A 13,752-nucleotide genomic window follows, 5' to 3' on the forward strand; every position below is an offset into this window, starting at 1 on the left:
ATATTTTTATTGATGATTATTTTTTACTTGACTATAGATCAAATTAATTTGACCCAAATGGTAGATATCGTGGTCAACGGTTCCATTGACCATATATAGATTGGTGTAATCTTTCCCTAAAACAAATTCGTATAACCAGGAATCCCGTTTACCTTCTAACAACTGACATATAGTGTCTTGCAATACCACAATCTGATCGATAATTTCATCTTTCTGCTCTTGACTAGCAATCGAAATATCTGGTCGCCAATCTTTGTCTGAATTCATCTCTATGCTATAGGTTTCATTATCCTGTAATTTTTCTACCACAAACTTTTTCCAATCTATGGTATGAATAACTAGTTCTGCAATAGAATGTACACCTCCCTTTGGTTTTTCATTCCAGAAGTCCACCGGGATCTTTTTCAGACTACTTAAAAACGAAGGACCAAACCAAGGTTGACCATCAAAAACCTCTTCGAGACGTGAAATACAATCTTCTATATCCATTACTGTTCAATTATGTTTGGGTTCAGCCATTTCTTAGCATACTCTAGATCAATATTCTTTCGGTTTGCAAAATCCTCAACCTGATCTTCTTTGATTTTACCTAAACCAAAATATCTTGCCTCTCGATTCCCAAAGTAATATCCAGAAACTGAAGCGGCAGGCCACATGGCCAGACTTTCGGTAAGTTCGACTCCAATAGCTTCTTTTACTTGTAACAACTCCCAGATCGTTATTTTTTCCAAATGATCAGGACATGCTGGGTATCCAGGTGCTGGTCGAATACCTTCATATTCCTCTTTGATCAACTCCTCGTTAGTCAAAAGTTCATTATTTGCATAACCCCAATCTTCTTTACGAACTTTTTCGTGTAAAAATTCAGCAAAAGCCTCTGCCAATCGATCCGCCAATGCTTTGATCATAATCGAGTTATAATCATCATGATCTGCTTCAAACTGAGCTGCTAATTCCTGGGTTCCAAAACCTGTAGTTACACAAAAACACCCCATATAATCTTGTAGTCCACTTTCTTTTGGAGCTATAAAATCAGATAGGGCAAAATTAGGCTTGCCTGCGTGTTTTTTTAATTGTTGTCTTAATGTTCTAAACGTAAATATCTCGTCTTGATGAACGATTTCAATATCATCATCATTCACCGTATTTGCTTCAAACAAACCGTAAATTGCCTTTGCCTTCAATAATTTTTGATCGATCACTTTGTTAAGCAATTCTTGTGCATCTTTAAAAAGAGAAGTGGCTTGCTCGCCTACAACTTCATCCGTAAGAATCCCTGGGTACTTGCCATGCAGATCCCAGGATCTGAAAAATGGTGTCCAATCGATATAGTCGATTAGTTTAGCAAGTTCAAAATCTTCGATCACAGTCACTCCAAGAGCATTGGGAACTTTAATTCTGGATTTTGACCAGTCAATTTTGTACTTATTCTTTCTGGCTTCAGCAATGGACAAATACTCTTTTTGTTTCGTTCTTTTCAAGAAACCCTCTCTAAATTTTTCATAATCATCCTTTAAATCTCCCACATACTTCCCAGAATTCCTTTTATTCAACAAGTCCCCCACTACAGTAACTGCCCTGGATGCATCATTTACATGAACCACAGCATTCTTGTATTGAGGGTCGATCTTTACCGCAGTATGCGCTTTGGATGTGGTCGCTCCTCCTATCAACAATGGGATTTTGAAATTCTTACGTTCCATTTCCTTGGCCAGATACACCATTTCATCGAGTGAAGGTGTAATTAGTCCGCTTAGCCCAATGATATCCACTTGTTGATCAATTGCTGTTTGTATGATTTTTTCGGGAGGCACCATCACTCCCAAATCAACAATTTCATAATTATTACATCCAAGGACTACAGAAACAATATTCTTTCCAATATCATGCACATCTCCTTTTACTGTAGCCATCAAAATCTTACCATTCGATTCAGTAACCGAACCCTTATCTTCTTCTATAAAAGGTAATAAATAAGCCACTGCTTTTTTCATTACACGCGCTGACTTTACTACTTGTGGAAGGAACATTTTTCCAGATCCAAAAAGGTCACCAACCACATTCATACCTGTCATTAGGTGCCCTTCGATAACTTCTATGGGCTTGCTCACATTTTGCCTGGCTTCTTCAACATCTTCTTCTATAAACTGATCTATTCCTTTAACCAAAGCTCTGGTCACACGATCTTGAAGCGGTTCTTCTCTCCAGGAAAGGTCGACTGTTCTTTCCTTTTTGGTTCCTTTAACCGTTTCGGCAAAATCCAATAATCTCTCGGTAGCATCCGCTCTTCGATCCAAAATAACATCTTCTACATGCTCCAGAAGATCTTTAGGAATATCATCATACACCTCCAACATAGCAGGGTTTACAATACCAATATTCATTCCTGCTTTAATCGCATGAAATAAGAATACCGAATGCATTGCTTCTCGGACTACATTATTCCCCCTAAAGGAAAAAGAAACGTTACTCACTCCACCACTCACACTGCAATGAGGTAAGTTGTTACGCACCCATCTTGTAGCTTCTATAAAATCTATAGCATTTTTGCGGTGTTCATCCATCCCGGTTGCTACCGGGAATATATTGAGATCAAAAATGATATCTTCTGGAGGAAAATTAACCTCATTGACCAAAACATCATAAGAGCGTTTTGCTATTTCTATTCTACGCTCATAGTTATCTGCTTGCCCAACCTCATCAAAAGCCATAACAATCACAGCAGCACCATATCTTTTTATGGCCCTAGCTTGTTTTATAAATGTGGCTTCTCCCTCTTTGAGACTTATTGAATTTACTACGCACTTTCCCTGCACCACCTGAAGACCAGCTTCAATAATCTCCCACTTAGAGCTATCAATCATTATTGGCACCCTAGCAATATCTGGCTCTGAAACAATCAGGTGTAGAAACTTTACCATAGCTTCCTTTCCATCGATCAAACCATCATCCATATTAATATCGATGATTTGTGCTCCTCCTTCTACCTGATGACGTGCTATAGTGAGGGCCTCTTCGTAATTTTCTTCTTTGATCAATCTCAAAAATTTACGTGACCCAGCAACATTGGTTCGCTCACCAACATTAATAAAGTTAGACTCTGGAGTAATAATCAATGGTTCCAGTCCCGATAGTTTCATATACCGTACTTCTTTACTCATATAGTCTCAATAGTTTTTGCAGATCTAGGTTTGTAGTCCTTTACCAAATCTGCTATAGCTTTGATATGTTCTGGAGTAGTTCCGCAACATCCTCCAACAATATTTACCAAACTTTTATCCAAATATTCTTTGATTTGATCTGCCATTTGTTCTGGAGTTTCATCATACTCTCCAAACGCATTAGGCAATCCTGCATTAGGATGCGCCGACACTGCAAAAGGTGCTTTTTGGGCCAATACTTCTAAATGCGGAGTAAGTTGCTTCGCTCCCAGGGCACAGTTAAATCCAACGGATAGCATTGGGATATGCGAAACCGATATCAAAAAAGCTTCGGCAGTTTGTCCCGACAAGGTTCTACCACTAGCATCCGTAATCGTACCACTCACCATTATCGGAATATCAATTCCCCTTTCATCTTTCACTTCTTCTATAGCAAAAAGAGCTGCTTTGGCATTAAGAGTATCAAAAATGGTTTCTACCAGCAATATATCAGCACCTCCATCTACAAGGCCTTCGACTTGTTGTTTATATGCTATTTTCAACTCTTCAAAACTAATTGCCCTAAATCCAGGATCATTTACATCAGGAGACATACTTGCTGTTTTGTTTGTAGGCCCGATAGCACCGGCAACAAATCGAGGTTTGTGAGGTTCGGCCTTGGTAAACTCGTCTGCCACCTCTTTTGCTATTTTAGCGGATTGATAGTTCAGCTCGTACGCCAATTCTTCCATTTCATAATCTGCCATTGCTATTGTTGTCCCCGAAAATGTATTAGTTTCAACGATATCTGCCCCAGCTTCAAAATACAAACGGTGTATTTCTTTAATCGTTTCAGGTTGTGTAATACTTAATAAGTCATTATTTCCCTGTAAAGGAACTTGCCAATCCTTAAATCGATCTCCTCTAAAATCTTCTTCAGTAAATTTATGACGCTGCAGCATGGTTCCCATTGCCCCATCAAGGACAAGGATTCGTTCTTCTAATATTTCTCTAATATCTTTCATTATCTTTTATCATACAAAATAGTGCTCTTTTCCCAGAGATTAGATCCTTGCATGGGAGAACCCCATAACAAAAACGATAAACTTCTTTTGTAAGAGTCTATGCATTATTAAATAATTATGATATCAAGAAAAATGAAAGGCAGGCATCATGACCTTTCTTTGGGTTATCTTTTCCTGAATTTCAGGATAGAATGTAGCACCTTCTTTAACAGATAAAGGGTTGCTAAGGTTTCATCGGGTCTACTCCCTCCACCTTTCTTGATAACAATTACATGAATTTATGAACTAAATAGCTTTTGCTATTAATTGCATACAAATTAAAGGCATAGCCATTTGTTATGCAAGTTTATTTACTACTTTTATGATTCTGGAGCCAACTCAATTTCCAACCCATCCAATGCTGGGGTGATTGGAATCTGGCATCCTAATCTACTATTATCTTCTACATAAAAAGCCTCTGCCAGCATTAAATCCTCATCATCACTCATTTCTGGTAATTCGTGATCTGATAATACGTAGCATTGACAAGAAGCACACATCGCCATTCCTCCACACGTTCCTTCTACTGGAAGCTCATAAGCTTTACAAACCTCCATCAGATTCATATTCATATCCGTTGGTCCTTGCACTTCGTGCACTACTCCTTCTCTATCCTTAATCTTTATGGTAACGTCTGACATATTTCTTGTCCTTAATGCTTTAAAAATTCAACAAATATAGTGGTGTTTGTGTTTCTGAAGAATTATTTAAGATATACTTAAGTTTTCTCTTCTCTTTTCAGAAAAGAGAAAACTCAAATTGTCTTATATGATCGCTTTTACAACTTCCTTCTTTGCCTCTTTTTTGGTACCATCAAATCCTTCTACACCCCCTACCGTTGTATACTTCATTACGTATTTCTTGTCTGGGTGAATTCTTTGATACGCACTCTGACACATGATAGCAGCTTCGTGGAAACCAGAAAGAATGAGTTTAAGCTTTCCTTTATAGGTATTTACATCTCCTATGGCGTAGATCCCAGGGATATTGGTTTGATAATCATAAGAATTATCAACTTTTATAGCGTTCTTTTCTATTTCTAATCCCCAATTAGCCATTGGTCCTAATTTTGGAGATAGTCCAAATAAAGGAATAAAATAATCGGTTTCTAATCGGATATCACCTTTGGTTTTATGTTTTATCCCAACAGCTGTCAAGTGGTCTCCTCCTTCTAATTCTTTAACTTCTGCTTCTGTAATCAGATTTACTTTACCTAATTTGGATAGTTCACCAACCTGCTCTACAGAATCTAACGCTCCTCTAAACTCGTTACGTCTATGTACTAGCGTTACTTCGCTTGCTACATCTGCCAAGAAAATAGTCCAATCCAATGCAGAATCTCCTCCTCCTGCGATCACTACTCTTTTGTCTCTATACACTTCGGGATCGCGAATAATATAGGCGACTCCTTTGTCTTCAAAATCCTGAATATTTGGAATAGGAGGTTTACGTGGCTCAAAAGAACCTAAACCACCTGCAATTGCAATAACAGGGGCATTATGTTGAGTTCCTTTGTTGGTCGTTACCAAAAAGGTATCATCTTCTAATTTTTCAATAGTTTCTGCTCTCTCACCAAGGGTAAATCCAGGATTAAAAGGCTTAATTTGCTCCATTAGGTTATCTACTAATTGTCCTGCCAAAATCTCAGGAAATCCTGGGATATCATAGATAGGTTTCTTAGGATAAATTTCTGAGCACTGTCCACCTGGTTGTGGAAGCGCATCAATTAAATGCGTTTTTAACTTCAATAATCCTGCTTCAAAAACAGTGAATAACCCTGTAGGTCCAGCTCCGATGATTAAAATATCAGTCTTGATCATGTTCAACTTCTTTTTTTCCTATTAATCCTTTTGTGAATTCGTTTAGCGTTTCCACTTTTTCTTCGAAATCACCTTTTATTGTTTTTCTATATTCATTTAAATTCTTTACCAAGTCGTCTATGTTTTCTGGCAATACTTCTTCAAAAAACTGACGCAATCTTTTGGCTGTTGTAGGCGACTTTCCGTTAGTCGAAATCGCCACCTTTACATTACCTTTTGTAACGATTCCTCCCATATAAAAATCACAGTATGGGGGATTATCTGCTACATTCACCAATTTGCTTCTTTTTCTACAGTCTTTGTACACTTTCATATTCACTTCTGGCACGTCTGTAGTTGCAATCACTATATGTTTATCTTTAAGGAATCGTCTATGATATTTCTTTTCTATCATTCTTACTCCAAACTTATTAGCCAGAGCAATGGTTCCTTCTCTAAACATAGGCGACACCATAGTCACCTTAGCATCAGGACTGGATTTTGTCAAGAATGTTAGTTTCTCTTCAGCTACATTTCCTCCTCCAACGATGAGCACCTCAAGATTTCTAACCTTCAAAAAAACCGGATATAGATTATTTCTTTCTTCCATCACTGTCATCCTTACGATCCAGATGCTTCTATTTTATTTACCTCTTCATAAATTGAAGCCAGTTGCACTTTCTGTCGAACTACTTCTCCTATCACAATTATAGCTGGCGAAGACAATTCTTGATCAGCAACAACCCGCTCGATTGTTTGTATGCTCCCTATACCAAATTGTTCTTTTTCTGTAGTTCCATTTTGAATAATCGCTACAGGCACCTCTTCTTTATTTTCGGCTGCAAAAATACGAACTATTTCGCTTAACTTACTCATCCCCATCAAAATTACCACAGTTGCTTTTGATTTTGCCGCCAGGTAAACATCCTGTGATAATTTGTGGGATTTTGTGGTTCCGGTAATTACCCAGAAGCTTTCTGAAGCTCCTCTTCGGGTTAACGGAATTCCTTGGTATGCTGGTACCGCCAATGAAGACGAAATACCAGGCACCATATCCGTTACAATACCAAATTGTTTAACATAATCGATCTCTTCAGCACCACGACCAAAAATAAATGGGTCGCCTCCTTTGAGTCTTACTACATGACCATGGCTTTTTGCTCTCGCCACTATTAAATCATTGATCTGCTCTTGCCTGTAGGCATAGCACCCTTTCCTCTTACCTACAAATATTTTTTCGGCATTAGGAGCGTAATTCAATAACTCTTCATTAATGAGTGCATCATACAACACCACATCCGCAGCTTCTATAGCTTTTATTGCCTTCAGCGTGATCAAATCCGGATCCCCAGGGCCTGCTCCCACTACTGTTAATTTTGGTGTTTTATGAATACTCATCGTTTATTCCTTTCTTTATTTTTATACTTACTTGATCACAGGTTTATCCCTCTACGAATCAAGCAAATGTATAGCTTTAAGCACTTTCTACCTCAAGTGCTCTGTAAGATTGTACTTTTTGCAAAAATTGCTGTGCAATTTTGATATAATCCAAAGCAAAGTCCTTTGTTGGTGCGTTTTTCTGAATCTGATATACCAGATCCGCAAAGGTTCCTTCCAGGTTTATCTTTTTAGTCTCAACAAAAAGTTCATCAAACTGTCTGATAATTCCTGCATGCGTATTGGTCTTTTTGTTTTCTGCAATTAATAATGCCTTGGCAGAATTCACTAAAGAACTATAGGTGTGATATACTGCATCAGAATACACCCCACTATCAAAAGAAGTTTTGGCATTTTGGATTTTCTCTTCACTTTCTAAAAATAACGTAGCTACCAAATCGATTACTACACCCGCACATTCTCCTACACCAATAGCTTTTACATATTTTTCTTCATTACCCCAATCCACAAAATCTTCTGGAGTAAGGTTATCTATTTCAGAAAGATCTGTAAGCAAATCATAAAAATACTTTTCTCCCTTTTCTGCATAATAATCTACAAAAAGTTGATCCTTGGCATTCGCTTCAAAATCATTAAGGATACGTCTTAAAGCCTCTGGCCCTCTTCTACTTGGGATTTTAACTACTTTGTCTGCAAAACGACCATTTCCGTCTCCTAAATTCCCTCCACCTAGCAATACCTGAAGTGCTGGTGCTACTAACTTATCCTTAGTACGAATAGACATCCCCTGAAAGCCTATATTAGCCATATTATGCTGTCCACAGGCATTCATACATCCACTAATTTTGATCACTAGATCTTCTTTTTCCAAATATTGCGGATATTCTGCTTTAAGCACTCGCTCCAACTCATCGGCAATACCAGTACTACTAGCAATTCCTAAGTTACAAGTATCCGTTCCTGGACATGCAGTAATATCTACCGCTTTGTTGTATCCCGCTTCGGTGAAACCAAGTTTTCCTAATTCCTGATAGAAAAATGGAACCAAATCTTCTTTCACAAAAGGAATCAATATATTTTGGCGTAAAGACAATCGAAGCTCTCCAGCTGCATATTGTTCTACTAAGTCTGCTAATAATCTTGCTTTGTCTGTATAAAAATCTCCTAACAGCACTTTGATCCCTATCGCAACATATCCTTCTTGCTTTTGAGGAATAACATTCGTTGACTTCCAAAGTTCGAAGGCTTTTTGATCTTTAATAACTACCTGAGGGGCTTCTACAATAACTGGAGTTGAAACTTCGTACGCCTCTGCATCGATAGGTACCGTTTTATTTACAATTGCTTTTTGCTCTGCTTCTACCAGCTCTTTGAATGCCTCCAGACCGATATCCTTAATCAAGAACTTCATTCTGGCCTTGGCTCTACTCTTTCTCTCTCCGTGACGATCAAAGATTCTCAATACCCCTTCCATTAGAGGAATAATTTTATCGGTAGGCAAAAAGCTGTATAATTCATCTGCATGTCGAGGCTGTGATCCTAATCCACCACCTAACATTACTTTAAAACCTCTAACTCCATTTTCAATTTTGGCAATAAAACCAAGATCGTGCATATAAGATAGTCCTGTATCCTCATCGGTTCCAGAAAAGGAAACTTTGAATTTACGCCCCATTTCCTGACAAATCGGATTTCTCAAGAAATTTTGAAACACTGCATGTGCATAGGGAGACACATCAAAAGGTTCATTTACATCAATCCCAGCCGTTTCTGAAGCCGTTACATTACGTACTGTATTTCCGCAAGCTTCTCTTAGGGTCACATCATCTTTTTCCAGTTCTGCCCATAACTCTGGAGTTCTATTCAGATCTACATAATGAATCTGAATATCCTGACGTGTAGTGATATGCAAACGCCCTCTAGAATATTCATCAGAAACCTCGCAGATACGTTTTAATTGATTGGATTTCACTTTTCCATACGGCAGTTTAATACGAATCATCTGCACTCCTTCCTGACGCTGACCATATACTCCGCGAGCCAAACGAAGGCTACGAAACTTCTCTTCATCAATCTTACCCTTATGGAATTGCTCTATTTTATTAGCCAATTCGATGATGTCTTTCTCAACAACTGGGTTTTCTATTTCAGTTCTAAAACTTTGCATCTTTTTTGGTGTTTCGGCCCTTCAAAAAAGGACATAATTATGACTTTTGTGTATCTATTTTTTACCGCAAAAATCCTATGATTTTATTCTGTGAAAATCGACTCTATTTTTACTCTATAAATCCAACTCCTGATGTATTATTGGTTTGTGAATCTATTAATATAAAAGAGCCCGAGGCTTTATTTTTACTATATGAATCAAATGCCAATGGCTTACTTAACTGGATCTGCACTTTACCAATTTCATTAAGTGTAAGCGTATTCTTTGAAGTATCTTCTCCAGAGAAATCTGTCGCAATAGTTCCACTTATGTTTTTCACTTTGGCTAAAATGCGATTGCTCCCACTTTGCACAAAATAATTGCTCCCCGGATTTAGTGCTTTGCTATCCATCCAGCAAACGGTTGCCGTTAATTGTTTTTCAACTTTTGGTTGCTCTTCTGATTTTACAATCATATCTCCCCTACTAATGTTGATATCATCTTCCAGAGTTATGGTGCAAGAACTTCCTCTTCCTGCTGTGTCAAACTTTTTATCAAAGAAATAAATCTCTTTTATTTTTGAAGAAGTTAGTGAAGGTAGTACAGTTACTTCATCTCCTACAGAAATATCTCCTCCGTATAATTTCCCGGCATATCCTCTGAAATCATGAAATTCTTCAGTCTTTGGTCGAATTACTGTTTGCACCGGGAAACGAACTTGCGCTTTTTCATAAACATCCTGAGCGTTTAGTTTTTCCAAGTGTTCCAGTAATGTTTGTCCTTCGTACCAAGGAGTACTTTCTGATTTTTCTACCACATTATCTCCTTGTAAAGCACTTACAGGGATAAAGGTGATATTTTGATCTTTATATTCGCTCTTATCAATAAGTTTCTGAAAATCTGCTTTTACCGCTTCGTAAGTTTCTTCTGCATAATCTACCAAATCCATTTTGTTGATCGCTACAATCACATCCTTTACTCTCAATAAATTATTGATAAAAAAATGACGATAGGTTTGTTCTACCACTCCTTTTCTGGCATCTACCAAAATAATAGATGCTTGCGAAGTTGATGCTCCTGTTACCATATTTCGAGTATACTCAATATGACCCGGAGTATCAGCGATGATATAGCTCTTCTTTTTTGTTGAAAAATATATGTGTGCTACATCGATTGTTATTCCTTGTTCACGCTCAGCAACTAATCCGTCGGTAGCTAACGAGAAATCTAAATAATCGAATCCATTAGCTTTACTTTTTGCCTCAATAGCTTCTAATTTATCAGTCGTTAATGACTTGGTATCGTATAGAATTCTACCTATCAAGGTACTTTTACCATCGTCTACACTTCCTGCTGTTGCTATTTTTAGTACTTCCATCCTACTATATTTGGTTGATGTTTGAAAATCAAAACTGTTATTTTATCTACAGTCTAAAATGATCAACTCATTAAAAATATCCTTGTTGTTTACGTTTTTCCATCGCTGCTTCAGATCGCTTATCATCAATACGCGCTCCTCGCTCCGAAATTTTTGACTCTCTTATCTCTGCCACTACTTTGTCTATAGATACCGCTTCAGACAATACAGCAGCGGTACAAGACATATCTCCTACAGTACGAAAACGTACCATTCTCTCTTCTACAATTTCATCCTCTTCGCGAAATACCACATCGTCTTCTGCAGACCAGATCATACCATCTCTGATAAATGTTTTTCTTTTGTGGGCAAAATAAATTGATGGTATTTCTATCTCTTCTTTTTGGATATAACTCCAAACATCAAGTTCTGTCCAGTTACTAATTGGGAATACACGTACATTTTGTCCTAAATCTATTTTCCCGTTAAGGTGATCAAATAATTCTGGACGTTGATTTTTTTCATCCCATTGTCCAAAATCATCTCTAACCGAGAAAATACGTTCTTTTGCTCTAGCTTTCTCTTCGTCTCTTCTGGCTCCACCAATTGCAGCATCGAATTTAAATTCTTCTAACGCATCTAGTAGCGTAGTAGTTTGTAAACTATTACGACTTGCATACTTTCCTTTTTCTTCTACTACCTTTCCTTGATCAATAGAATCCTGAACATTTCGAACGATAAGTTCTACTCCTAATTCTTCTACCAATCTATCTCTGAATTCTATAGTCTCTGGAAAGTTATGACCAGTATCAATATGCAAAAGTGGGAAAGGAATTTTTGCTGGATAAAAAGCTTTTTGAGCTAATCTCACCAAGGTAATCGAATCTTTTCCTCCAGAAAACAGAAGTACAGGCTTCTCGAATTGAGCTGCAACTTCTCTAAGAATATAAATCGCTTCACTTTCTAAGGCATTTACATTCAACAATGAAGCACTACCCAAATCCTCTTTTAATCCGTTTAGTTGCTCTACTTTCTTTTCTAGTATTTCCATGCTTCGTTCTTCGTTATTATTAATTAGTATGCAACCCACACTCTCTGTTCTCTAACACCTTGGTTGGGTCAAAATATTTAAATTCGTTAGGCAAATTGTTTTCTTCTAAATACACATCTAATTCTGCATCACTGTAATAGTAGAAAGGACTTACTTTCAGTACTCCATCTTTCCCCACACTCAAAATATCAAGAGAATCTCTTAATGCAGTCTGTCCTTTTCTCAAGTTGGTAAACCATACATCGGGAGCATGTTCTGCCATTGCTCTTCCAAAAGGTTCTAACTTTACTTGCTCGGTAAATTCTTTGTGCTTTGGATCATCGATATCAGGAATACCCATTACAACATCACGATGCGCAGTAGTTTGCTTGGGCACATACAATTTGACGTTTAGCGCTAATTGTTCAATTACCTGCTCTGCATGTCTGTATGTATTTGGAGTATTATACCCAGAATCACACCAAATCACAGGCATATCTTTTTGTGCACCAACACAAACATTAAGTATAGCCGCCTCGTAAGGTCTAAAATTAGTAGTCACCACAGCTTTTTTTGCTTGCGCAACAGCCCATTGTGCTATTTCTAAAGGAGTCTTTTCTTTAAGCTCCTTATTTAAATTTTCAATTTCTTTTTCTGTAAAGCTCATTTTATCGTCTTGATTCAGGACCTTATTTCTTTTTCAAAATCACAATTATTTTCCCCATTTGATACGATTCCAAATTCTTTCATGGAAGAAATACAGAATCATTTTGGTGACAAAATCAACAGATGCGATAGAAGTAGCCAATACGATCTCTCCAGTCAACAAGTAAGAAACTACAAGCGTGTCCAATGTTCCTATAACTCTCCAGCTAATCGCTTTTGCTATACTACGAATAGGCTTTTCTGATGTCCTATCGCTGTCATAGGTCGTTTTCTTGGAAGCTACTTTATCTAATATCATTTGATCAACAATCATACTTTTTTTTGCCAATTCTATTACCCTATCGGAATACTAGGATTTAAAACAAATGTATACATAAAATTTTACATAGTACATACCCTTGGTCGATTTTTATGAAATTACTAACAAAGCCTATATAAATTCATGAATATTATTACCCTTCTCTATCTTTTATGTTAAATCTTAGATGTTATATTAACAAAACCTAAGTACTTTTATAAACAATATGACTGTAAACAAAGCGTTTATGAATGTATATATTTAAAAAACCTAAAAGCAAGATGAAAAGATTAGCCTTATTATTATTTTTAGCAGGTTCGACATTATTCGTTTCATGTGGTGACGATGATGACGCAGTTGAAATTAACGAATCTCTAATCCCAGGAGAATGGAATTTGACCGAGATCAGATCCGAAAATGGAAAAGCTTCTACAACTATTGAAGGTGTTCCGGTAAGTGGAGATTACAGTATTTCTGGTAAAGATTATACTGCTACAGTTACCTTCGCGGAAGCTACTGCAGAAAACGAACCCAACACTGTTACAGGATCTGGAGGATTTACACTTGTCGCTAGTGTTACGATTCCTACACAAGATCCTATTGAAGTAGAACAAAATATACCTGAATTTATAGGTGCCGGAGAATGGTCCGTATCTGGGAATACACTTACGGTTACCGTTCAAAACGAAACTACTTCGTACGAAATTACTTCATTAACAGAGCAGTCTATGACTTTAAAAATTGTTATTGATGAAGAACGTACTATAGAAAACCTTACTGTTGCCGTAACCGGTGATCAATTTATTGTGCTTACCAAACAATAGTATAGGTAACAAAATGCATTTACACCAAGA

At 37.3% G+C, this 13,752-nt stretch carries 13 protein-coding genes and 1 riboswitch; of the genes, 1 reads left to right on the top strand and 12 read right to left on the bottom strand.

Annotated features, from left to right (window positions below; all coding sequences use genetic code 11):
- Positions 1–6 precede the first annotated feature (6 nt).
- The 12 genes from BUE24_RS08080 to BUE24_RS08135 all read right to left on the bottom strand — a co-directional run bounded on the left by BUE24_RS08080 (position 7) and on the right by BUE24_RS08135 (position 12,913).
- Complete coding sequence (locus tag BUE24_RS08080; protein WP_073315501.1) at positions 7–489, bottom strand: DinB family protein; 483 nt, start codon at positions 487–489, stop codon at positions 7–9.
- Positions 489–3,161, bottom strand: a complete 2,673-nt coding sequence (metH, locus tag BUE24_RS08085) for a methionine synthase (protein ID WP_073315502.1) — start codon at positions 3,159–3,161, stop codon at positions 489–491. The genes BUE24_RS08080 and metH overlap by 1 nt, the downstream gene beginning before the upstream one ends.
- Entirely contained in the window at positions 3,158–4,165 is a 1,008-nt protein-coding gene (locus BUE24_RS08090) for a homocysteine S-methyltransferase family protein (RefSeq protein ID WP_073315503.1), read from the bottom strand. Before BUE24_RS08090 ends, metH begins: the two co-directional genes overlap by 4 nt.
- A gap of 161 nt (positions 4,166–4,326) precedes the next feature.
- Positions 4,327–4,433: riboswitch (SAM riboswitch) on the bottom strand.
- Between the two features lie 91 nt (positions 4,434–4,524).
- Positions 4,525–4,845 (bottom strand): 2Fe-2S iron-sulfur cluster-binding protein, encoded by a 321-nt coding sequence (locus tag BUE24_RS08095; protein ID WP_073315504.1) that lies wholly within the window; start codon positions 4,843–4,845, stop codon positions 4,525–4,527.
- Between the two features lie 123 nt (positions 4,846–4,968).
- Positions 4,969–6,024 (bottom strand): NAD(P)/FAD-dependent oxidoreductase, encoded by a 1,056-nt coding sequence (locus tag BUE24_RS08100; protein WP_073315505.1) that lies wholly within the window; start codon positions 6,022–6,024, stop codon positions 4,969–4,971.
- The gene (locus tag BUE24_RS08105) at positions 6,011–6,613 is read right to left on the bottom strand and encodes a precorrin-2 dehydrogenase/sirohydrochlorin ferrochelatase family protein (protein WP_073315813.1); all 603 of its coding nucleotides are present in this window, start codon (positions 6,611–6,613) and stop codon (positions 6,011–6,013) included. The genes BUE24_RS08100 and BUE24_RS08105 overlap by 14 nt, the downstream gene beginning before the upstream one ends.
- 11 nt (positions 6,614–6,624) lie before the next feature.
- Positions 6,625–7,401 carry a uroporphyrinogen-III C-methyltransferase gene (gene cobA / locus BUE24_RS08110; protein ID WP_073315506.1) on the bottom strand — a complete coding sequence of 259 codons (777 nt, stop codon included), beginning with the start codon at positions 7,399–7,401 and terminating at the stop codon, positions 6,625–6,627.
- A gap of 76 nt (positions 7,402–7,477) precedes the next feature.
- Complete coding sequence (locus tag BUE24_RS08115) at positions 7,478–9,568, bottom strand: HEPN domain-containing protein (RefSeq protein ID WP_073315507.1); 2,091 nt, start codon at positions 9,566–9,568, stop codon at positions 7,478–7,480.
- A 109-nt stretch (positions 9,569–9,677) separates the two neighbouring features.
- The gene (locus BUE24_RS08120) at positions 9,678–10,925 is read right to left on the bottom strand and encodes a sulfate adenylyltransferase subunit 1 (RefSeq protein WP_073315508.1); all 1,248 of its coding nucleotides are present in this window, start codon (positions 10,923–10,925) and stop codon (positions 9,678–9,680) included.
- A gap of 70 nt (positions 10,926–10,995) precedes the next feature.
- Positions 10,996–11,955 carry a sulfate adenylyltransferase subunit CysD gene (gene cysD / locus BUE24_RS08125; protein ID WP_425290158.1) on the bottom strand — a complete coding sequence of 320 codons (960 nt, stop codon included), beginning with the start codon at positions 11,953–11,955 and terminating at the stop codon, positions 10,996–10,998.
- A 19-nt stretch (positions 11,956–11,974) separates the two neighbouring features.
- Positions 11,975–12,601 carry a phosphoadenosine phosphosulfate reductase domain-containing protein gene (locus tag BUE24_RS08130; RefSeq protein WP_073315509.1) on the bottom strand — a complete coding sequence of 209 codons (627 nt, stop codon included), beginning with the start codon at positions 12,599–12,601 and terminating at the stop codon, positions 11,975–11,977.
- A 45-nt stretch (positions 12,602–12,646) separates the two neighbouring features.
- Positions 12,647–12,913: a DUF2061 domain-containing protein gene (locus BUE24_RS08135; protein ID WP_170864571.1), complete on the bottom strand. Its 267-nt coding sequence runs from the start codon at positions 12,911–12,913 to the stop codon at positions 12,647–12,649.
- Between the two features lie 266 nt (positions 12,914–13,179).
- On the opposite strand from BUE24_RS08135, the gene BUE24_RS08140 reads away from it, so the two are divergent.
- The gene (locus tag BUE24_RS08140) at positions 13,180–13,722 is read left to right on the top strand and encodes a lipocalin family protein (protein WP_170864572.1); all 543 of its coding nucleotides are present in this window, start codon (positions 13,180–13,182) and stop codon (positions 13,720–13,722) included.
- Positions 13,723–13,752: the final 30 nt, after the last annotated feature.

Source organism: Aquimarina spongiae, from assembly GCF_900141785.1.
Taxonomy (GTDB): domain Bacteria; phylum Bacteroidota; class Bacteroidia; order Flavobacteriales; family Flavobacteriaceae; genus Aquimarina; species Aquimarina spongiae.

What these genes read in the sequence shown, in the direction of transcription:
- BUE24_RS08120 (WP_073315508.1), bottom strand. Translation starts at nt 10,925, where the DNA reads ATGGAAGTACTAAAAATAGCAACAGCAGGAAGTGTAGACGATGGTAAA.
- cobA (WP_073315506.1), bottom strand. Translation starts at nt 7,401, where the DNA reads ATGAGTATTCATAAAACACCAAAATTAACAGTAGTGGGAGCAGGCCCT.
- BUE24_RS08095 (WP_073315504.1), bottom strand. Translation starts at nt 4,845, where the DNA reads ATGTCAGACGTTACCATAAAGATTAAGGATAGAGAAGGAGTAGTGCAC.
- BUE24_RS08090 (WP_073315503.1), bottom strand. Translation starts at nt 4,165, where the DNA reads ATGAAAGATATTAGAGAAATATTAGAAGAACGAATCCTTGTCCTTGAT.
- BUE24_RS08135 (WP_170864571.1), bottom strand. Translation starts at nt 12,913, where the DNA reads ATGATTGTTGATCAAATGATATTAGATAAAGTAGCTTCCAAGAAAACG.
- BUE24_RS08080 (WP_073315501.1), bottom strand. Translation starts at nt 489, where the DNA reads ATGGATATAGAAGATTGTATTTCACGTCTCGAAGAGGTTTTTGATGGT.
- BUE24_RS08100 (WP_073315505.1), bottom strand. Translation starts at nt 6,024, where the DNA reads ATGATCAAGACTGATATTTTAATCATCGGAGCTGGACCTACAGGGTTA.
- BUE24_RS08115 (WP_073315507.1), bottom strand. Translation starts at nt 9,568, where the DNA reads ATGCAAAGTTTTAGAACTGAAATAGAAAACCCAGTTGTTGAGAAAGAC.
- BUE24_RS08130 (WP_073315509.1), bottom strand. Translation starts at nt 12,601, where the DNA reads ATGAGCTTTACAGAAAAAGAAATTGAAAATTTAAATAAGGAGCTTAAA.
- BUE24_RS08105 (WP_073315813.1), bottom strand. Translation starts at nt 6,613, where the DNA reads ATGGAAGAAAGAAATAATCTATATCCGGTTTTTTTGAAGGTTAGAAAT.
- BUE24_RS08140 (WP_170864572.1), top strand. Translation starts at nt 13,180, where the DNA reads ATGAAAAGATTAGCCTTATTATTATTTTTAGCAGGTTCGACATTATTC.
- metH (WP_073315502.1), bottom strand. Translation starts at nt 3,161, where the DNA reads ATGAGTAAAGAAGTACGGTATATGAAACTATCGGGACTGGAACCATTG.
- cysD (WP_425290158.1), bottom strand. Translation starts at nt 11,955, where the DNA reads ATGGAAATACTAGAAAAGAAAGTAGAGCAACTAAACGGATTAAAAGAG.